The organism is Hahella sp. NS-SX17 (assembly GCF_057367735.1).
Genome location: NZ_CM170632.1, coordinates 2,050,368 through 2,071,246, shown reverse-complemented (window position 1 = coordinate 2,071,246; position 20,879 = coordinate 2,050,368). Strand labels below are relative to the sequence as shown.

Annotated in this window: 19 protein-coding genes; 9 read left to right on the top strand and 10 right to left on the bottom strand. The window is 54.0% G+C overall.

The annotated features are described in order from the left end of the window. Positions 1-321: 321 nt before the first annotated feature. The gene (locus tag AC2IBB_RS09365; RefSeq protein ID WP_486332615.1) at positions 322-2,121 is read left to right on the top strand and encodes an acyl-CoA dehydrogenase C-terminal domain-containing protein; all 1,800 of its coding nucleotides are present in this window, start codon (positions 322-324) and stop codon (positions 2,119-2,121) included. Between the two features lie 35 nt (positions 2,122-2,156). Here the strand turns inward: AC2IBB_RS09365 and AC2IBB_RS09360 are convergent, their stop codons facing one another. After that, positions 2,157-3,242 carry an AI-2E family transporter gene (locus AC2IBB_RS09360; RefSeq protein WP_486332614.1) on the bottom strand — a complete coding sequence of 362 codons (1,086 nt, stop codon included), beginning with the start codon at positions 3,240-3,242 and terminating at the stop codon, positions 2,157-2,159. A 197-nt stretch (positions 3,243-3,439) separates the two neighbouring features. Between AC2IBB_RS09360 and AC2IBB_RS09355 the strand changes: the two genes are divergently transcribed. After that, positions 3,440-3,631, top strand: coding sequence for a hypothetical protein (locus AC2IBB_RS09355; RefSeq protein ID WP_486332613.1), 192 nt, complete (start codon positions 3,440-3,442; stop codon positions 3,629-3,631). A gap of 33 nt (positions 3,632-3,664) precedes the next feature. Here AC2IBB_RS09355 and AC2IBB_RS09350 read toward each other — a convergent pair whose 3' ends face one another. Continuing rightward, positions 3,665-4,126: a MaoC/PaaZ C-terminal domain-containing protein gene (locus tag AC2IBB_RS09350; protein ID WP_486332612.1), complete on the bottom strand. Its 462-nt coding sequence runs from the start codon at positions 4,124-4,126 to the stop codon at positions 3,665-3,667. 530 nt (positions 4,127-4,656) lie between these two features. On the opposite strand from AC2IBB_RS09350, the gene AC2IBB_RS09345 reads away from it, so the two are divergent. The 3 genes from AC2IBB_RS09345 to AC2IBB_RS09335 all read left to right on the top strand — a co-directional run bounded on the left by AC2IBB_RS09345 (position 4,657) and on the right by AC2IBB_RS09335 (position 9,009). Then, positions 4,657-5,970 (top strand): aminotransferase-like domain-containing protein, encoded by a 1,314-nt coding sequence (locus tag AC2IBB_RS09345; protein WP_486332611.1) that lies wholly within the window; start codon positions 4,657-4,659, stop codon positions 5,968-5,970. A 162-nt stretch (positions 5,971-6,132) separates the two neighbouring features. After that, the gene (locus tag AC2IBB_RS09340; protein ID WP_486332610.1) at positions 6,133-6,336 is read left to right on the top strand and encodes a tautomerase family protein; all 204 of its coding nucleotides are present in this window, start codon (positions 6,133-6,135) and stop codon (positions 6,334-6,336) included. A 291-nt stretch (positions 6,337-6,627) separates the two neighbouring features. Next, positions 6,628-9,009, top strand: coding sequence for a glycosyl hydrolase family 18 protein (locus AC2IBB_RS09335; protein ID WP_486332609.1), 2,382 nt, complete (start codon positions 6,628-6,630; stop codon positions 9,007-9,009). A 52-nt stretch (positions 9,010-9,061) separates the two neighbouring features. Here AC2IBB_RS09335 and AC2IBB_RS09330 read toward each other — a convergent pair whose 3' ends face one another. Further along, complete coding sequence (locus AC2IBB_RS09330; RefSeq protein WP_486332608.1) at positions 9,062-9,445, bottom strand: hypothetical protein; 384 nt, start codon at positions 9,443-9,445, stop codon at positions 9,062-9,064. A 336-nt stretch (positions 9,446-9,781) separates the two neighbouring features. Between AC2IBB_RS09330 and AC2IBB_RS09325 the strand changes: the two genes are divergently transcribed. Together AC2IBB_RS09325 and AC2IBB_RS09320 are read left to right on the top strand one after the other, a co-directional pair. Further along, positions 9,782-10,660, top strand: coding sequence for an immunoglobulin domain-containing protein (locus tag AC2IBB_RS09325; protein WP_486332607.1), 879 nt, complete (start codon positions 9,782-9,784; stop codon positions 10,658-10,660). Between the two features lie 420 nt (positions 10,661-11,080). Beyond that, on the top strand, positions 11,081-12,409 hold the full coding sequence (locus AC2IBB_RS09320; protein WP_486332606.1) for a glycerophosphodiester phosphodiesterase family protein: 1,329 nt from the start codon (positions 11,081-11,083) through the stop codon (positions 12,407-12,409). A gap of 82 nt (positions 12,410-12,491) precedes the next feature. Here AC2IBB_RS09320 and AC2IBB_RS09315 read toward each other — a convergent pair whose 3' ends face one another. The 7 genes from AC2IBB_RS09315 to AC2IBB_RS09285 all read right to left on the bottom strand — a co-directional run bounded on the left by AC2IBB_RS09315 (position 12,492) and on the right by AC2IBB_RS09285 (position 18,793). After that, on the bottom strand, positions 12,492-13,304 hold the full coding sequence (locus AC2IBB_RS09315; RefSeq protein ID WP_486332605.1) for a crotonase/enoyl-CoA hydratase family protein: 813 nt from the start codon (positions 13,302-13,304) through the stop codon (positions 12,492-12,494). 24 nt (positions 13,305-13,328) lie between these two features. Then, positions 13,329-14,072 carry a 4'-phosphopantetheinyl transferase family protein gene (locus tag AC2IBB_RS09310; protein WP_486332604.1) on the bottom strand — a complete coding sequence of 248 codons (744 nt, stop codon included), beginning with the start codon at positions 14,070-14,072 and terminating at the stop codon, positions 13,329-13,331. A 250-nt stretch (positions 14,073-14,322) separates the two neighbouring features. After that, positions 14,323-14,487, bottom strand: a complete 165-nt coding sequence (locus AC2IBB_RS09305; RefSeq protein WP_486332603.1) for a hypothetical protein — start codon at positions 14,485-14,487, stop codon at positions 14,323-14,325. A 169-nt stretch (positions 14,488-14,656) separates the two neighbouring features. After that, complete coding sequence (locus AC2IBB_RS09300) at positions 14,657-16,003, bottom strand: ABC1 kinase family protein (RefSeq protein ID WP_486332602.1); 1,347 nt, start codon at positions 16,001-16,003, stop codon at positions 14,657-14,659. A gap of 175 nt (positions 16,004-16,178) precedes the next feature. Beyond that, a complete protein-coding gene (locus AC2IBB_RS09295) occupies positions 16,179-16,577 on the bottom strand; it encodes a hypothetical protein (RefSeq protein ID WP_486332601.1) in 399 nt (132 codons plus the stop codon). 183 nt (positions 16,578-16,760) lie between these two features. After that, entirely contained in the window at positions 16,761-17,720 is a 960-nt protein-coding gene (locus AC2IBB_RS09290; protein WP_486332600.1) for a GGDEF domain-containing protein, read from the bottom strand. A 56-nt stretch (positions 17,721-17,776) separates the two neighbouring features. Then, on the bottom strand, positions 17,777-18,793 hold the full coding sequence (locus AC2IBB_RS09285; protein ID WP_486332599.1) for a response regulator: 1,017 nt from the start codon (positions 18,791-18,793) through the stop codon (positions 17,777-17,779). Between the two features lie 351 nt (positions 18,794-19,144). Between AC2IBB_RS09285 and tcdA the strand changes: the two genes are divergently transcribed. Together tcdA and AC2IBB_RS09275 are read left to right on the top strand one after the other, a co-directional pair. Further along, entirely contained in the window at positions 19,145-19,942 is a 798-nt protein-coding gene (gene tcdA / locus AC2IBB_RS09280; RefSeq protein ID WP_486332598.1) for a tRNA cyclic N6-threonylcarbamoyladenosine(37) synthase TcdA, read from the top strand. A 166-nt stretch (positions 19,943-20,108) separates the two neighbouring features. Beyond that, on the top strand, positions 20,109-20,876 hold the full coding sequence (locus AC2IBB_RS09275) for a substrate-binding periplasmic protein (RefSeq protein ID WP_486332597.1): 768 nt from the start codon (positions 20,109-20,111) through the stop codon (positions 20,874-20,876). The last annotated feature ends 3 nt before the right edge of the window (positions 20,877-20,879 follow it).

Here is a 20,879-nt window from a genome sequence, read left to right as displayed (position 1 = left end):
CGCTGTTGCGGGCTTTTTTTATTAGGCCATCGCTTTACTCAACCCAAGACTCTGGGGGCAAACCTAGAATTACCACATCAGAATAGTAAGATACCACTTTGTTTACACGCACTCATGACCGTTACATCAAGTCAGGCAGAGGCTCAGGCTTCAGTCGCCCATCATTATTTCTAATCAAGCATTTATTTTGCCACCCTCTCCGTCCAATCCCGCATCATTTTTGTCAAAAACCACCAACGGCCTAACCTGCCTCTGCGGGTAAACTGGGTTTATTGGCTGAGTATATTTGGCTGTTGGTGATTGATAATACGAGGTAGGCATATGTTGAACTACAAAGCTCCGCAGCGTGATGTGGCGTTTGTGATGGATGAACTGTTGGGTTTCTTCGAGCATTACGAAAAGCTGGGATTCGCGGATGCGACGCCGGATATGGTGCAGGCGATCCTGCAGGAGGGCGGTAAGTTTGCGGAGAATATCCTGGCGCCGCTGAATGCGGTGGGCGATACAGAGGGCTGCTCCTGGAATGACGGCGTCGTGACAACGCCCAAAGGGTTTAAAGAAGCTTATCAACAGTATGTAGAAGGCGGCTGGCCAGCCATGTCGCAGCCGTTGGAGTACGATGGTCAAGGCTTACCCTATTCGCTGTCGAGCATTCTGTCCGAGTGGTTCTCTGGCGCCAATCACGCCTGGGCCATGTACCCCGGACTGAGCCAGGGCTGTGTTGAAACCATCCTCGCCCACGGTTCGGATTCACAAAAGCAGCGCTTCTTACCTCATCTGATTGCAGGACGCTGGACCGGCACCATGTGTCTGACTGAACCCCACTGCGGGTCAGATCTGGGGCTGCTGAAAACCAAAGCTGAGCCGCAACCTGACGGCGCTTACGCCATCACCGGAACCAAAATTTTCATCTCCGCCGGCGACCATGACCTGTCCGATAACATCGTCCATGTCGTCCTGGCCCGTCTGCCTGACGCTCCTGCGGGCACTAAGGGGATTTCCCTGTTTATCGTCCCCAAGTTCAATGTGTCCGATAGCGGTGAAATCACGACGCCCAACACCTTATCCTGCGGTTCCCTTGAGCACAAAATGGGCATCAAAGGCAGCGCCACCTGCGTCATGAATTTTGACGGCGCGCGCGGTTATCTGATCGGCGAGCCTAATCGCGGCCTCAACTGCATGTTCACCTTTATGAATGCAGCGCGCGTCGGCGTAGGACTGGAAGGTCTGGCCGCCACGGAAGCGGCGTTTCAGGGCGCGATCAGCTACGCTCGCGATCGTTTGCAGATGCGCTCGCTCAAAGGCCCCGTCAACAAGGATAAACCCGCCGATCCAATCATCGTGCATCCTGACGTACGACGCATGCTACTGACGCAGAAGGCGATTCGTGAAGGCGGGCGCGCCCTGGCGATGTACTGCACCCAGCAGATCGACCTGACGCTATACAGCGAAGACACTGAGGTAAAAACCGCCGCCGAGGCGAAACTGGCGCTGCTGACGCCAATCGTCAAAGCCTTTTTGACGGAAACCGCGCAGGAGTGCACAAGCTACGGCATGCAGGTCTACGGCGGCCACGGCTTTATCAAGGAATGGGGCATGGAGCAGCTGGCCAGGGATACCCGCATCTGCACCATGTATGAAGGCACTACTGGCATCCAGGCCATTGATTTGCTGGCTCGAAAAATCATTGGCAGCAAAGGAGAGTTGCTGCGTCAGTTCACCGATGAGATACGCGCGTTTTGCGAAACTCAGAACGCCGCCCGCCACTTCAGTGTCTGGACGGACGCGCTGCTACAGCACTTGGATGAATGGCGGCAAATTGCTCAGGGCGTTGCGGAAAAGGCGCAGGCCAACCCGGATGAAATCGGCGCGGCGTCAGTCGAATTTCTGATGTATTCCGGCTACGTTTGCCTGGCCTATTTCTGGTTGCGCATAGCAGTGACAGCCAAAGGCAAACTGGAGGCGCACAGCGGCGACTCTGACTTCTATCAAGCCAAACTGCACACGGCGGAGTTTTACTTCGAACGCCTGTTGCCCCGCACTCGCTCACTCGCAGCCAGCGTCAAAGCTGGCGCGGACAGCCTGATGGCGCTGCCGGAAGAGTTGTTCCACCTCGACTGATAAGCGCATCCGGGCGCAATACGCGCCCGGTTTTATCAGACCCCGGACGCCTCGTCTTCATCGACGAAGGTCTCTTCTTCGCCGTTATTGAACTCTTCCATAAAAATCTGCCAGAACGCCAGGAACAACGCGGTCAGTACTGGCCCCAGCACGAATCCATTCAAGCCGAATAACGATAAACCGCCCAGGGTCGACAACAGCACGAGATAGTCAGGCATTTTGGTGTCGCGCCCCACCAGAACCGGGCGTAACACGTTGTCCACCAGTCCTATGACAAAGAAGCCGAACAGCACCAGCACAACGCCTTTGAAAACATCGCCGCTGAAAAACAGATATGCCGCCGCCGGCCCCCATACCAGGGCGGACCCCACCGCCGGCAACAAGGACAGCACCACCATTACTACCCCCCACAAGAGCGCGCCTTTGATCCCCAGCGCCCAGAAAATCAATCCTCCCAGCGTACCCTGCACAATGGCCACCACCAGGTTACCTTTCACTGTCGCCCGGGAAACTTCCGCAAACTTCTGAAAGAGGTGCATTTCGCGGGTGTCGCCCAACGGCAGAGCTCGGATTAAAAGTTGTATCAGACTGCCGCCATCCCGCAGAAAGAAAAACGTCAGATATAACATCAACACAAAACTGACAGTGAACTGCAGGTACTCTTGACCAAAGTTGAACGCTTGCGTGGCGAAAAACTTACTGCCGGTCAATGCCGCTTGCGACAACATCTGTTTGACGTTGCCGAGGTCAATCTCGAAACGCTCAGCCAGCTCCTGGATCACTGGCATGGCCGCCCGCGCCTTGTCCACCAAAGCCTGCAGCTGGATCTCACCGGAGCTTACCTGCTGATACACCCTGGCTCCCTCCTTCGCCAGCATCGTCATCATTACCGCCAGCGGAATCACCACAATCAAGAGACTGGCCAGGAGCGTCAGCAGGGCGCTGATATTGTCCCTCCCTGGAAATCGCCGAATCAGCCAGCGATGCAGCGGCGCGAACAGAATGGCCAACATCGCCGCCCAGAATATGGCGTAAAAGAACGGCATTATCAGCAGCCCGAACCCAAAGGTCACAGCCAGCAACAGCAGCAAAAAGGATCGGTCTTCGAGTTTTCGTTGCATTCAGGAAATTCTCTTAATGGGCATTTCGAAAGATGGGCGCTGATAATCTCATGTTTTTATTGCCTGCGCATCCAAGGGAACACTAGGCGCACCCCACTCTCCCCATCAAAATATGACATATTTTTACTTTTTTGACGGGATTCACCGAAGAAGGCCGCTACTGAATGTAAGCAACAATAATTACGGGATACGACATCATGTTCAGCAAACTTCTTAAAGCCCTTATCCAAAAAGACGATTCCGTGACCACGCTGCCTTTCGACAGCCTGCGCAAAGTGGCGGCGGCCCAAGTAAAGGTTATCAGCGATCAACAGAAGCAAGCTCCTTTAAGCTTTTGCACCGTCAGCACTGGCGAAGTCAAAGACCTCGCCAGTCTGCAAGGTTTCTAAACAAGTTCCAGATAGCGCTGAAGCCGACATCAGTTAAGCCTGCGGCTTCAGCTCCGCACACAGCGCCAATAACGCAGCCGCCAAGGCTGGCTTCTCACGACCATGAATGCGCGCCGTACAATTAATTCGATAAAGCGTCCCGCTTGGCTTTTGCTGAATACTCTCCAACGTCGCTTCCAAGCGAATTTCATCGCCGCTCCGCACTGCCTCAAGAAAACGTACTTGCTCCAGGCCATAATTAATCAGCGCATAACCGTCCTCTGGCGGAGAGATCAACTCATATAACAACCCCGGCAACAGCGACAACGCCAAAAAACCATGAGCGATGGGCTGGCCATATGGACTCTCCCTCCGACAACGCTCCTTATCCACATGAATCCACTGCCTGTCACGAGTGCAATCAGCAAACTGATCAATTAACGCCTGATCTATTTTCACCCATCGACTTTCTCCCAAACTTTCACCAACGAGTAGTTCCCGCATCGATTTCGTCATGGTCCAAACTCCTTTTCACCTCTCATGTAGACGAACATGTAGACATAGTCTAGCTGCGACGCCGGGATTGCATAGAAAAGTGAAAAACTTTCTCTTTGTTCGTCAATCCGTCGCACAGCTCTCAATGGGAAGCGGGGGATTTCATTCATAACGCCCGTTATGCGCAATTCACTCCCCTCATTCACAACTTTCGTCATAATTCGAAATTTCATCAAATTTTCATTGACAGATAATTAATGACGCCAATACAGTAAAAAATACGTGCAATTTAGAAAATTTACGAAAATATTCAACCAAAGACGAATCTGAATATTTTCCGTTATGTCTGACGACAAGCGCCCTTTGGATAATGTCAGAGAGCGCATTTCTTCACATTGAACGGACAAGGAAACCACCACACTAAAGGGAGCCAGCATGGAGCCGGTTTGTATTGAGGATTGGGAAGAACTTACCAAACGCCGCCTAGCGCCACCCTGGAACACCCGCACGCTGGCCCAGATTTTCGCCCGCAGATTTGGAAGGATTAAACCATGAGCGCGATGCAACCTCAGGATGAGCGCGAGGAGCTGCCGCTGCATGCTTCCCTGGCGGACCCATGCCTTAACTCCACAACCTTACTCAACGATATCGCCAGACAATATCCCGATGCGATATCGTTCGCGTCCGGACGCCCTATTGAAAAGGACTTTGAACTCAACGATATCGGCCGATATCTGCAACGCTACGTCGAGCATCTCACTCATCATGAGCATCGACCGGAAAACGCCATCATTACTCAGCTGTTTCAAGCCGCCCCGCCGGAAGGGCATATTCGCGAGCTCATCGCCGATATGCTGAAGAAAACCGACGGCGTTATCTGTCGTCCCAAAGATATCGTTGTCACCTCTGGCGCACAGGAAGGAATGATTCTGATGCTGCGCGCCCTGTTCGCCGCCCCTCAGGACATCTTGCTGGTTCCACAGCCGGCGTACGTCGGTATTATCGGGGCCGCCAGACTGCTGGACATTCGGATCGAAACCTTCAACGTCCGCGATCACGGCGTGGAGATCAGCGAAATCGAGAATAAAATTCAGGCCCTGGAGGCGGAAGGCCATAAGGTCAAAGCGCTGTATATCAACGCCGATTTCTGCAACCCAACCGGCGTTTCGCTACCACTCAGCCAGCGCATGGATCTGGTCTGGCTCTCCCACACCTACAACTTCAGGGTGCTGGAAGATAATCCTTACGGTATTTTCGGCGCGGCGAGCGCCATCAAGCCGACACTGGCGTCGCTGGATAGGCACGGCCGCTCAGTGGCGTACCTGGGCTCGTTCTCAAAAACCCTGTTTCCCGGCGTACGCATGGGCTTTATTGTATCCCGGCGACTGGCGGAAGCCCTTACTAGAATCAAAAGTATGCTGACGCTCAACACCTCGCCGATCTGTCAGGCGGTGGTCGGCGGCATGTTGTTGGAGTGCAAAGGCGATCTGCGGCTGCACTGTGAGAACCGGATTTACTTCTACCAGAACAATCTGAAGCACCTGTTACAGCAGCTTGAGGCTGCTTTTCCGAAAGGTTCGTCATTGCGTTCGCAAGTCACCTGGAACAGGCCGGATGGAGGTTTTTTTCTAGTGCTCAAGCTACCGTTCACTGTCAGCCTGAAGCAGCTTAGAGCCTCCGCGGAACAATACGGCGTACTTTGGACCCCGATGGACATGTTTTACTCGTCGCCGCGGAAGTCCAATGCAATCAGGCTCTCATTCAGTTACCTGACGCCGGAGCAGATCAGCGAAGGAATTTCCCGCCTGCGAGACTTTATCAAGGAATGTCTGGCCCAGCGCGCGCCTGACCTTCACACGGTTTGAAGACTATTGTTCGGGCGCCACAACGCTATCAGATGTCAGCGTCATCCTTTTCGGTAATGACTTGATAGCCTCGAAAATTTAGTGGCGTCCTGCCTTCGCGGGCCAGACAGCAAAGCTGATGCGTCGATTTTTCACTCATAAGTTTATTTGCAGGAGTCAATTATGCCCGTCGTCACCATCGCGCAATCCCCCGGCCGAACCTTGGAGCAGAAACGGGATTTAGTGAAAAAAATTACCGACGCCTTTGTGACCAGCTACGGGATAAAGCCGGAGTCGGTCACGATATTTTTACAGGACTATGACGACAGCAATTGGGGAAAAGCCGGTTTGTTGCACGTTGACGCCAAAGCCGGCAAAGACGGTTAAAGGCTTCTCCGACCAAGCCACATAACTATCTATTTTAGCGGCGTTTTTCTCCCCCCCGACCAGCCTATTGCCAACAACGGGCAAAAAGGTTAAAAATTCACCAACTACTATAAAAAATCTCCGCAGTATCAGGTCTGATTCCCCGCTCCCCGCAGCGGATTCGACCCGCAAACACTGACCGTGCGCCGGTCCAGCACGGGTGCGCTCGGCCACCGCTTGGCGACGCCATTTTGGTGGTATGACAGTTGGCTGACCCAGGATTGTTAACCAACCACACGAGAGAAATGGACCATGAAAAAGCTATTGGCCACGCTCTTAATTGGCGGCGCTTGGACCATCGCCGCCAATAGCTACGCTTATGACTGCACAGGCGTAGCCCCTTTTGAAACCGGCGCTATTGGCGCCAGCGCCATTCGTCAACATCACGACAACGCTTATCGCTGCAACGTCGGCGGCTGGTGCGGATTAGGCGGTGCCTATGAACCCGGCGTAGGCTGGGCCTGGGAGCAGGCCTGGAACGGGCTCGGCGCCTGCGATGGCAGCTCGCCTCCCGATGATGGCGGCTCCGGTGACGACCCCGGCGCCTGCGACGCACCGCAGTATTCCGCCGGCGCCAGCTACAGCGCAGGTCAAATCGTGCAGAACATTGGCAATGACTACCGCTGCGACGTCCCAGGCTGGTGCTCATCCGCCGCCTGGGCGTATGAGCCTGGCGTCGGCAGTAGTTGGAGTTCCGCCTGGACATTAATTGGGCCTTGTGGAACAAACGACCCCGACAACCCTGATGATCCCGGCCCAGGGCCGGATACGCCATTCTGCGCCAGCGCCTGGAGCGCCAGCAAAATCTATCGCGCTGGAGCCGTGGCGGCTTATCAGGGCGGCGTTTACCAGGCCCAAGTGGATGTCTGGGGCATTCCCCCTAACGATCCTACTTATCCTGATCGCTGGAAACTGGTGGGCGTCCCAGATGACAGCCTGTGCCCAGTGCCTATTCCCAACGACATTGACTACGGCGATCCACAGCCTGTCGACGGCAACCCCAACGCCAGCGTCAGCTTTCCTGGCGGCGCCATCGGCGCAGCGCGCATCTCCAATACGCCGTCCACCGGTACGCCGCGCTCTTCTGTTCCGTCCACCGATCCGGGTGGGGATCATCCCGGCTTCGACGCGGATAACGGGGCCAGAGTCTCCAAACTGCCTCCCGGAACCGTGCCGTTACAGCACAATACTTATTCCCTGCGCGCGGGAACGGAAGTTGTCACTTACATCGGCGATTGGGCGATCTATGGTCGACGCTATGATTTCACCAAACTTCCTGTGAAAAACCTGCATCGTATCGTCTACGGTTTTTCCGGCATCTGTTATCCAGACGCCTCCGATACCCAGGACCCCGGATTCCCCACGTCCGCTCCCGCAGCGGTGAATCGCACCTGCAATCAAAGCAGTCTGCCTGACGGCGCCATGGCCATCGCCGATTTCGAAGCGGCCTTCGTGCGCAATGTCGGCGTTCCCGGCAGCGTAACGGGAACGGAGAGCATGTATGAGCTGGAGCCGGCCAGCGTCGGCGGCGTATTCGGCGTGCTCTATAAACTGAGAAAAGAAAATCCGCACTTGAAGCTGGATCTCTCCGTCGGCGGTTGGACCTTGTCCGAAGGCTTCGGCTGGATGTCGCGGGATGACGCCAGACGCAAAGCCTTCGTCGATTCCTTGATCCACTTCTTGCAGCGCTTTGACTTTGACGGCATCGATATTGACTGGGAGTATCCCGCTTCCGATGGCGCTGTTCCTGACGCGGATACGCCGGAAGACGCCGCCAATTATGTGCGCCTGTTGAAGGAAATTCGCGCAGCGATGGATTGGCTGGGACAGAAAACCGGCAAACATTATCGCCTGTCCTCGGCGATTCCTGCAGGAACCGGTCGTCTGGACCTGATTGACTGGCCCGCCGTGCATCCCTACATGGATCGCTTGTATGTGATGACTTACGATCTTACCGGCGCCTGGGAACGTGAGCTGAGCAACCACACGCCCATGCAAGTCAACCCGAGCGCACGGGGCTCGTCCGCCAATACATCCGTCACCACCGCGATGTCTTATTTGCAGGGCAAAGGCGTCCCCAACAACAAACTGATGGTCGGCGTCGCCAATTATCATCGCGCCAAACGCCTCAACAGCGCAGCGGATATCACCGAGTACAGCAACGGCGTCGCCGGAGCCACTACCCACCAGCCCAATCAGGCGCCGGGAACGACCAATTTCATTCTCGCCATCGCCGGATACGGTAGCTGGGAGGCAGGGGTCCTGGAAGGGTACGATATGTATCAAAGCTTCCTTGATCCCTCTTTACGCCCCTACAATGGATACAAACTGTATACCGACCAGGCCTCCAACACCGACTATCTCGTACAGCCCGCCATCGGCTCCTTCATCACCATAGAATCGCCGCGAACCGCCGCCCTGAAAACGCAATACGCCAAAGACAACGGCTTCGCCGGCGTTTTTTTCTGGATGGCGGAACAGGATAACGGCTACAACCTCAACGCCGTCAACCACGTTCTCGGCAATACTCTGGTGAACGACGTCGCCAACGGCAAACCGCAAAACCAAATCCCGGTCTGCGGTGAAAATATCAGCGCCAGCGAATGTGAAAACTTAATCAAAAGTCTGCGCTGACCAATGTGACCAACGGCCCTCGCAAGAGGGCCCTGCAAAGGCTTTATTCTGTTTAAAACAGCATCCAAATAAACCGGATCACTCTGATCAGAATCGCGAGAGGAAGGATCACCATCAATAGTTGGAGGTGGATAATGAATGCGATTCCGCCCTCGTTTACATGAGAGGTGCTGACAATAAACAGCGCCGTGTAGATCGCCATGAAGATCAGCCCTGGCTGCACAAAATCAGCGCCCCAGACGGCCATTACAGGTAGTAGGAATTGCAGTAACAGAAGCAGGACAAAGTTTGCAGTAGACAAATAATCATACGTCCTTGTCCGCCGCCAGAATATCTCAAACATCCCAAATATAACCGTGTAGACGCCACAGGCCAGCAACGCCCAATCGGTCCAGTCCGTCAGCCAGGGCGCAAGATATTGTTCATAGATATTCATGGGGTACTCATCCTTAGGCAAAGATAACGACAACGCTCGTCTGAGTCGCTCGCAATGCTAACAATTGCAAGGGCCGGCCACTTTACTCGATAGCTATCAGGGCGTACATCCACGCATTGGACTATTCGATCATCACTCTTACTTTCTCTTTCCTGACTCTCTCCGCCTCTCACAAACTGAGAGGAACCGCACATTTTGTATATAAAGTTCAGGATTTAACCCGATTCGCCATTTTTTTGACGATTTGAGTTGACCAGGTGTGACGTTTTACAGTCTTTTTCATCTATAGCCATCTACTATTGATCATAAGTTGACATATAACGAAGGAAGTGACCGATGGCTGCTCAAATCCCCCAAACCAGATTACTGTCCACCGCGATTTTAGCCGCGACGCTGGCGTTACATGGCTGCGGCGGCGGGGCGGCGGGTGAAAGTTCCGACAGTGGCTCCGTTTCAGTTCAAGGAACCTCATCCTCACAAACGGAAAGCACAAACTCGGCGTCTGATTCCAGCTCACAAACATCCACTCAAACAGACGACACCAGCACAACGACCACTGACGACAATACCGTGGACAATAGCCAGGCCAGCTCCGGCTCTTCCACACAAACTCAGCAGGACACACAACAGACAGACCAACAAGATCAGGCCCAAAACGATTCTCAAGACGCTGGCCAGGAAAACAGCGTTGAGCTGGATATCGTCATCAGCCTGCAACCTGGCTCACAGAGCGCTGACAAAGGCGGCGACGTGACGCTCAACGTTAGCGCGTCAGGCAGCGGCGCTTTGAACTATCAATGGCGTAAAGACGGCGTCGCGATCACTGACGCGGTCCAGTCGCACCTGACTCTGTCCAACCTGGAAGATGAAGACGCTGGCGTCTATGACGTCATCATCAGCAACGCCACAGGTTCAGTTACAAGCAGCGCCGCGACCTTGTCCTTGACAGTCAACCGCAGTGTGCGTCTGGCCTGGAGCATGCCGAACACCCGCGAAGACGGCAGCGTATTAGCCCAACAGGAAATTTCCGCCTACCGCATCTACCACACAACTGAAGACGGCTCTTGGGGCGCCAGCGTGGAAGCTCAAGCGGATGCGACAGACTACACCTTCGGCGGCCTGGGCAGCGGCGTTCACTACTTCGCAGTCACTGTAGTGGACACCTCAGGCATCGAGAGCGACTTCTCCAACATCATGAGCAAGCAGATTTTCTGAGCCCTCGCGAGCTCGCCTTACCGACTTTTCCCAACGATGTCATTAGGGGTCTTTGGCCCCCTTTTTTGTTTGCGTCTGCGATTGAAAACGATGCCCGCTTTTTACAAGTCAAACTCTTCCCGCCGATTTACTCTGGCCCCACATCATTCCTCCGCACCTGGGACATTCTCGGTTAAGCAGAGTGCATTAAATTTCTGTAAAGAGTGCGCTTATTGACTAATCAGCGATTGCCATGGAGGCCTTTGAAGCCGCTTGAAGCCCTTCTGTAAATCCCTGCAAACCCTGGGTTTCATGACCAAATTGAAACTTGCTGACGATGGCTTTCAGCGGCTAAAAATAGCGTGACCTTAAACTGTCATTTTCTTCGATTAGTTTGTACTCTACTGATTGTGAATGAGAAATCTAATTAGGGATATAACGATGAAACAGTATTTCACTTGGCCGAAGTGTCTACCCTGGATCGCCGCGGCCGCGCTCAGCGCAGGAGCTACCGCAGCGCAGGCCAAGCAACCGGCGGTCGCCACCGCAGCCGCCGACCACCCTATCGTCATCGGCCATCGAGGCGCCCCCGGATACCGTCCTGAGCACACGCTCGCCAGCTACTGGCTGGCCATTCGCCAGGGCGCGGATTTTATCGAGCCCGACCTCGTGCCAACCAAAGACGGACACCTGATCGCCCGCCATGAAAATGAACTTGGCGGCTCCACTGACGTAGCGGATCACCCTGAGTTCGCCGATCGCAAAACCACCAAAATGATCGACGGCGTCGCCATGACCGGCTGGTTCAGTGAAGACTTCACCCTGGCGGAAATCAAAACCTTGCGCGCCAAAGAGCGCATTCCAGATGTGCGTCCCCGCAACACGCGCTTCGACGGTAAATTCGCTATTCCTACACTGGAAGAGATTGTCGGAATGGTGCGCCTGATCGAGCACAACACCGGCAAAAAAGTCGGCATTTATCCAGAAACCAAACACCCCACCTACTTCGCCAAAGAAGGCGAGTTTCTGGACGGCGGCAAAATTAATATGTCCATCGGCCGCAAGCTGATCGAAACCCTGGTCAGCGAAAACTTCACAGATCCCACGCGGGTTTACATCCAGTCTTTCGAGGTTGAGAACCTGATGGAGCTGCAGAAGGACATCATGCCCAGCAACAACGTGGATTTGCCGTTGGTGCAGTTGTATGGCGACTTTGACGACATTTACGTGCAGCCGGACAGCAACTTCTCCCGCCCCTACGACATGTACTACAACGCGAAAAGCGGCGCAGACGTAGCCTCTATTTACGGAGAGCTGAACGACCTGATCGCTGGCGGCGTCACCGACACGACAGGTTACGGCAAACTGGTCACCCCGGAAACCGTCTCCTTTATCGCGAATAATTACGCAGAAGGCGTCGGCCCTTGGAAAAACAGCTTCCTGCTGCGCGCCAGCCTGGATGAAAAGCAGGACCCCAATGGCGACGGCGTGCCTGAAGTCGGCAGCAAACTGACCGGCGGCGTTCACCCCTTCCTACAGGAAGCCTTGGCGAACGGGCTGGAGGTTCACCCCTACACATTACGTGTGGAGGAACAGTTCCTGACCATGCATCCGAACGATGAGCCGCAGACGCTGACTGGAGAAGCCATTCAAATGCTTGGCCTTGGGGTAAGCGGATTCTTTACAGATAACCCTGACCTGGGCGTCAGAGCGCGAGATATGTTCCTGAAGATCAACGAAGAAAGGCCGAGACGCGGAAATAAGAAGTAAGAAGTAAGAAGTAAGAAGTAAGAAGTAAGAAGTAAGGCTAATCATTTCAGGGGAGGATCAGCCTCCCCTCTCCCATGGCCAGCTAGTCCCTGAATTTGGGTTCACGCTTCTGCATTTGCGCCATCATGGCTTCCTGAATATCCTCGCTGATCAACATCGCCGCATTCCAGGTAGCAACGTAATTCAGGCTGTCCGCAACACTGTGATCCCGGGTGTACTTGATCATCTCTTTTGTGCCGCGGATAGCCAGCGGCGACTTGCTGGCGATAACCTGGGCCGTTTCCATGACGCCCGCCATCAAGGCTTCAGGGGATTCATAGACGCGATTAACCAAACCAATGGCGCGCGCCTCTTCCGCATCGACTTTACGACCGGTATACGCCAGTTCCCGCATAACGCCATCGCCAATAATATGAGGCAACCTTTGTAAAGTACCTACATCCGCGGTCATGCCGATATCAATTTCTTTGATCTGCAGATAGCCTTCCGCGGAGATATAGCGCATATCGCAACTCGCCACCATGTCGACGCCACCGCCAATACAGCCCCCGTGCAAGGCGGCCAGCACTGGCTTGCGGCATTCTTCAATGGCGGAGAGACAGCCCTGCAGTTTGAGAATCAGACGACGCAGCTCTTCACGGCGACGACCGTCGCACTTTTCCTTGCCGGTCATCACGGAGGCGAAGTCCATCAGGTCGATACCAGAGCAGAAGTGTTTACCCGCCCCCTTGAGCACGACCACTCGTACAGAACTTTCCTGGTCCGTCCGGCGAAACGCCAGACCAATTTCCTCCCACATCGCCATGTTCAGCGCATTGGCTTTGTCAGGACGATTCAGCTCAATGATGGCGACGCCGCCTTCCTGTGTAACGCTAAGTGTTGAGTATTCTGACATTATTAGTTATCCACTCTCTTTCTATTATTGATGTCGCCAGTTCTCCGAACTGGCCAGAAGCCCTGGCTGAGTCTGGGCGAACCCTCGACCCGGCAAGCCTTCAAAAAAGCGCAATGGGCGCGGCGTGCTTAGAGCCACCCCCAGCATTTGTTCTTCACGCCACTGAAATAGTCCGTACGCACAATGAGCGCCTTCGGCGAACTCCGCCATGGCTTTGTCATCGCGCAGACTGAAGGGCGCCCCGGACAGCAATTCCGACATGGTGGCCCCACGTCGTTTCACTTCCGCCTCTTTCAACGTCCAGATGCGAAAGAAACAATGAGCCTGCCTCTCTTCAGGTTGTCCGCACACCCACTGATATTCCTGCTCTGTATAAAAACGACGCGCCAATGCCTTGACGTTGCGTCGCTCCGCCCGCTCAAGATCGACCCCCACTGGAGACTTAGCAATCGCAAGCGCCACCCACGCGCCAGCGTGGGCGATGCTGAAGCACCACCCCGCGTCTTTGTCACTCAGAAAAGGCTTGCCCTTCTCGCTGATGGCGATAGCCACGCCTGAAGGTTTGCAGTTTAGCCTCTCCGCCAGCAGGGTTCGGGCCATCGCCCTCCCCAATAAGTAGCTCAAACGTCCCTCGGGAAAGCGAAATGAAGACAGGCGAACATCTTCCCCCTGAGCCAACATAGCGCTGTAACAGGCGTCAAGATCCGGGTCAATCTGACGAATGTCTGCAAGGTAGATGGCGCAATCAGGATGGTCGGCAGTAGACACGTTAACTAATCCGGGAGAATAAAGGCCTGTTATATAACAGATTTAAAGGCGGGTGTAAGGGCTTGCGCCAAACTTTCCAACATTTCCGTCTGGGCGGGCCCGTGTTCGCCGCGCCTTTTCGATAATTGAAGAGGGTAGAGAATTGTTTTGCAGAAGGGATAAAAAACAGGGACCATCCAGGTCCCTATTCACACAAAAGAAAGCGTTCAGCTACCTCTTTTGACGTTATGTTGTTTTGTGCGGCTGACCGCTAAAGGCGGCGGGTTACGGTGGAAACGCGCAATGCTTCTAGAGCGCTCATTTCAAATTCCACTGGAGGAGCTTTGGCTTCCGCCTTTTTCTCCTCAACTTGCTTACCGGAACGTTTCTCGCCGACGATCCGTCCCATCAATGTTTCACGAAGACTTTTCAACATGGACTTACTAGCTCACTACCGTATCAATACAACAACGCTTAGCTTTTCGCGAACGTTTATATTGCCACTGAGTCGGCTCGTTTTCCGTGAGAAATACGGCGTTATAAACCCTAACCACGTCACATTTCCGCCCGAATAGGGCAGAATGTGACCATTTTGGGCGCCCCCGTCAGGCTGCCGAAGAAAGATCAAGATAGTCTTCAAGCTCCTTGCGGAAGGCGGCTTGCACCCCTAAACGCATCATCATCCAATAATGACCGGCGATCATCCTGTCGATAAACAGGCTTTCCACCGGCGGCTGAAAGAAGTCCATATACTTGAATACAGTGGTGGCCTTGGACGCCACTTGCTTGTGCAGATTGGAGTTGGCGAAGTCGAACTCTTCGTCACTACTGCGAAACGGGCGAATGAAAATATCCCGCCACATCGCGTAATAGTCCTGCTCCACCGCCGGCTTTCCACTCACCCTGACGCCCAAATCAACCAGATAATTATCGAGCGCGTCATAATCCGCATTCAGTCCTGCGGTTAAAGCCTGACTGTAGGCATGAACAATTTCCGGCTTGAGCCGTTTTACGCAGCCAAAGTCATACATGATGATTGAGCCATCGGAGCGAAACGCAAAATTGCCAGCGTGAGGGTCGCCATGAATCGCGTTAAACTTGAACAACTGATCCGCCATGATGCGAAACAGACGTCGGCCGATCAGATTAATGACCTCCTGTCCATAAGCCTCAGCGCTGACGGCGCTGATATGATCTCCTTCCACGCACTCCATCGTCAGTACGCGCTTACTGGTGAGCTTGCGCACCACACTGGGTATGATCAAGCCCTCGTCTTTAGCATGAAAGCGCTGGAAGTCAGCTATGTTGCGGGCTTCATTCTCGTAATCCAGCTCTTCGTTGAGGCGTTCGCGAATTTCCTCGAACAACTGATCCACACTTTCTTTCGGCAACTTGAGTAATCCGCCCAGCTTCAGCGTCAACTTGAGCTGTTTGAGATCAGAGTCTACAGATCGGTCCACGCCCGGGTACTGCACCTTGACGATAACCTCATCGCCCTCCAGAGTAACCGCCTTGTGAACCTGTCCTATAGAGGCTGCCGCGTAGGGCTCCTTGCTGAACTCTTTGAACAACTCTTCCGGCGGCGCCCCCAGCTCTCTTTCGATCTGTTTGGCGATCACCTCGTAATCCATAGGCGGCGCTTCTTTTTGCAGACGTTGTAACGCCTGAGAGAATTCTTTGGGTAAAAAATCCTGGGTTTGGGAAGCAATCTGACCCACTTTCATCACCGCGCCTTTAAGTTCGCCCAAGGTGTCGGCGATCTGATTGGCCATCTTGTCGTAGGCGCGAGCCTGGCGCTCTTCCTTGTCTTCCTCATTGAAGGCGCGTCGAACCCGTTCCGCCGCATAACTGCCCGCCACGGACGCCGTCATGCCGGCCAGCTTCAGAAACCGCTTGGTCCTGGTAGCCGGCGCTGTTTTTTGCTTGCTGTCGTCCTTTGTCCGCTTAGCCAAAATTTACCTCCACGGCGATTAAACTCTCTGGCGGAACTAGCATACTCCATACGTTAACCCGGGTTAACAAGGTTTGCTTTACAAGTTTTTCAGACAATAGTGGAAGACGCCAGTTCTAGCCTGATATTGCATTAAAAAGAGAATGACTGCTGCGCCGATTGGCGGGCAGGAAAGATCAACCGGGATTATTGCTGGACAGCGGGCCGTTGCGGATTTTATTGATCAGGGAGTCGTAGCGGGAAAGAAGAGATTCGATCTGCTTAAGGTCCTTACGGATCTTGTCGCTCTGCAACATGTTTCCACCCAGGTTGAATTCAACCTCATAGTCAAAACAGCTACAGACCTTCTGGCGGTCTTTGACATTGATTTCGACTTTGTTGATCGCGATGTCGCCGAAGTCCATGGGCAGCTTGATAGAAATCACCGCCTTGCCTCCGACCTGAAGGTTTTCATCGGTGCGCAACAGCATGCCTTCCGCGGAAAACTGCAGAATCTGCACCTTTACCCACTCCCGCGACAACAGTCCTCGCTTGATTTTCAATTCAGCATGCAGGTGGGTAGCTGGATTTTTCAACCGACTCCTTGGGGACGCCTTCATTTCTGGTTCTCGCGACAAACGACCGCCGAAACTCTAACCAAACGACCGTTTAAAAGCAAAAAAATGTTGATAGCGCCCACTTTCCCTAGCGGTGACTTTTTATCACGTCAGAACTCCGGCCTAAGCCTTTAGGGACGCGCACTTCGCTGAAATCGCTCGTTATTTTTCATAGGTCGTTGCGCGGTTGCGTCCGCCTTGTTTAGAAGCGTACAACGCGTTGTCGGCGCGCTCGATCCATTCTTTATGATCTTTAATCTTTTTATCCAGTCCAGCCAGACCAAGACTGATAGTAAAACGGATGTCGCGCCCCTCATGAGTCACTTCGAGCCCTTCGATTCGGGAACGCAGACGCTCAGCAAAGTTCATGGCGTTAGTGCAGTCCGTGTTCACCAATATCACGCCGAATTCTTCGCCGCCGTAGCGACCGGCGATATCGGTACTGCGCATGGTGTCCCGCAATGCGCCAGCCACCACGCGAATGACTTCATCGCCCGCCGGATGGCCAAAGGTGTCGTTGACCTTCTTGAAATGGTCGATATCGAACATAATCAGGGTACTGGCTTCATTGGTGCGTTTCACCCGCTGAAACTCTTTCACTAATTGCTCTTCCCAATAGCCGCGATTATTAAGCTGAGTCAGCCGGTCGATGCGACTGAGCTTTTCCAGCTTGGAGTTGGCGGCTTCCAACTGACGACGGTTACTGGCGATATCGGTAACGTCGTAAATGATCAGACAGATGTTCTGCACCTCACCGTTGGGCGAGACCAAAGGCGTGATCGTAATGTTCTGATACATGAACTCTTCCGTCCCGGTGATCGGACGGTAGTTTTTAAATCGAAACAGGAAGGGACGCTGCTCCCAGGTAGTAAAGGTGCGGTTCTTGAGCAGGAATACGGATTGGGTTTTATGCTTGAACCACTCCTCAGGGATTTCCTTGAAGATATCGAACAACACCTGGTCCTTCACCACATGCGGCCTCATCCCGCTATGGTTTTCCATGAAGCTGTTCCAGACGTTGATGCGGTATTCCGTGTCCAGCACCACCAATCCGACATCGATGGTCTGGAGCATATCCATCACCCAGTGAAATTCAGTAATGTCGAAGTGATTCTCAGCCATGGACTTATCGTTTTCCTTATATTTTTTATTACATACGCCAGATATTACGTACGCCTTTATATTAAGTACGCCACTTTATCGCGAAATACCGGGAGCGAGTCTTCCGTAAAAAGCAGCAGCAGGTCGCAATTGATGTTGTAGTTCTCAATGCTGTAGCAAATCTCAATGGCCAGGGTTTTGGTCCAGCGCCAGTTGTTGTTGCTCAACAGATCACCGACGTTGACATGCTGCCCCAGCACCACGGGATGCCCCTGACTGAAAGCGATGTCCAACTGCTCGGCGATGCCTTTAATACAGGCGCCAATGAGCACGGAGGACACATCCATCAATAACTCCAGTTCGACCAGTTCATTCAGCTTGCCGTCATAACGCATCAGCTTCGCCATATCCTTGAAGCTGGAGTCATGGAACAGCAGAAAAGCTTCTCCCGCGATGCCAGAGCCAATGAACCCCTGACACACGGCGGAGTAAGTGTCATTATCCTCCGTGGCCTGCAGCGCCATTTGCAGCTCGGATATTTCCAGCAGGTTCACGCGCGGTATCGGCAGCAAAACAAACACATCCAGTAAGCGCGCCAGCAGGTCAGCCGCCTGCCCCATGGCGACGTTAGCCACTTCCTGGAACGCGTCGAACATGGAAATGGCGCCCTGATGAGCTGCGGCCCGGTCGATCACGGGAGCGGCAGGTTTGGCGGGCTTGTCGGTTTCAGTATAAAGGCCGGTCTTCTGCAGGATCGCCGCCAACTCATCGCCGTTGATCGGCTTTTTAATGAAGTCGAAGGCGCCCAGCCCTATGACGCGTTTTTTAGCATCGGGCTGAATATCGCCGGAGACGACGATGACAACCGTCGGCAACTCTTCCTTGCTGATCACTTCCAGTGTCTGATAGCCGTCCATAACCGGCATATTGAGGTCAAGAAACAGCACATCCCCCAGCCCCTGATGAATCAGATCGATTGCTTCCTGGCCGTTGGCTGCAAAACTGACTTCAACATCCCAGCCCGCCGGCAGCGACCTGGCCATCTGCTTGCGCGCCACGCCTGAGTCATCGCAAATAAGAACGGGAATGGTCATGTATAAGTCCAGTTAAAGTTGTCTGGGTGTTCGATAGCGGTTATTTGAATATGATTACTGATTCAAGTGAACGGTTTCCACCTGTCTTTCGTCAGCAGCCAATTTGCAGGCGGTGAAAATATCCCTCAGGTTGGCTCGTGATTTCGAAATTAAAGGCGCGCTCTTGCCGATATCCTGTAGTTAAGTAAAGATCATCTTGCCCTTATTGGCAAAAAAGAGCCGTCCACGACTGCTTGGAAAATTTAGAAAAATTGCCCGATGGCGCTTATAATCCGCCCTTTGCTTGCGCCGCGCCAAGGTTGTCGCGCGCCCAGCCGGATTCATTCAGCATTAGCCCCGGACCAGACCGCCATGACAGATTCAGATTACTATTTCCGTTTCGGAGGCATCGCCCGCCTTTACGGCCGACGCGCGCTGGAGCGCTTTCGCAACGCTCACGTCTGCGTGATCGGCATTGGCGGCGTAGGCTCCTGGGCGGCGGAGGCGCTGGCCCGCTCCGGCGTAGGGACCATCACCCTGATCGATATGGATGACATCTGCGTCTCTAACACCAATCGGCAAATTCACGCCCTGCAGGACACTGTCGGACGCACCAAGACCGAGGTGATGGCGGAGCGAATCAAAGCGATCAATCCTGAGTGCGACGTCCGCACTGAATTCAAATTCGTCACTGAAAAAAACGTAGCGGAGCTTATAGGCCGCGACTACGACTTCATCATCGACGCCATCGACAGCGTGCGCCATAAGTGCGCCATCATCGCTTACTGCCGACGCAACAAAATAAAGATAGTCACCGTCGGCGGCGCCGGAGGTCAGACCGACCCGACTCGCATCGAAGCCTGCGACCTCAGCCGCACTTATCATGACCCGCTGCTGGCGAAAACACGCAAACGCCTGCGCCAGGAATATAACTTCCCCGACAACCCACAGCGACGGTTCGGCATTGAGGCGGTATTTTCCACCGAGCAGCAGGTCTATCCAGATGCGGAGGGAGAAGTCTGCCAAAGCAAACCGGGAAATATAGAGAGTACGCGTCTGGACTGCGCTTCCGGCTTCGGAGCCGCCACAGCGATCACCGCCACCTTCGGTTTTATCGCGGTGTCGCGGGTGCTGAAAAAGCTGCAGGAAAACGCCGACAGGCAAGTCTGACGCGCCCTGCCGACACCTCTGGAGAGACAGCTGGAAGCCTGCTCTCCCTAGCGGTTTTCCAGCAATCGCCTATGCTTAGACTATTAGCGCCCCTTCGATTTCCGGCCTCCGCCGAGCGCTGACTTCCGAGGCGCGCCCGACGCCCTGGCATACTGGATTGGATGTTATGATCAAAGCTGTGACGACCTTCCTGGTTTGCATCATCCTGACGTTCTCCATGTCCCTCTCCAGGGCGGCGGAGACCATTTCCATCAGCACTGGCGACTACTCTCCCTGGACCGTAGAAAAGTCCACCTATGGCGGCTACGTTAACCGGCTGGTGCAGGCGGCGTTCAAGCGTAAAAACATTGAGGTGAACTTTATTTATCTGCCCTGGAAACGGGCTTATGAGGACGTACGCACTTTACGCGTTCACGCCAGCTCATTCTGGTTCTACAACGAAGAAAGAGGCGCTGAATTTTATCAAGTGGGGCCGGTCTCCTGGCACAACGAAGTCTTCTTTCACCTCAAATCCAACCCAATCCCCAACTGGAGCGAATTCTCCGACCTGAAGCCCTACCGCGTCGGCGCCACCATTGGCTACACCTACTCCGACGAATTCTGGAAAGCCGCTCGTAATGGCGTATTCGGACTGGAAGAAACCGCTCGTGACGACATCAATTTTCGCAAACTGCTGCGCCGCCGCATTGACCTCTTTCCCATTGATGAAATGACCGGCTGGCGCATCGTACGGGAGCAGTTCGACGCTGGCATGGCGGACCTGTTGACCACCCTCGCCAAACCGCTCACCACAACCCAGGGCTTCATCCTGTTTTCCCGCGCCCATCCAGACAGCGAGCGCCTTTCCTCCCTGCTGCAAACCAGCCTGGAGGAAATGGAAAAAGACGGCCTTTACGACAGCTATATGGATGACATGCTCAAAGGCCAGTTCTAGTGC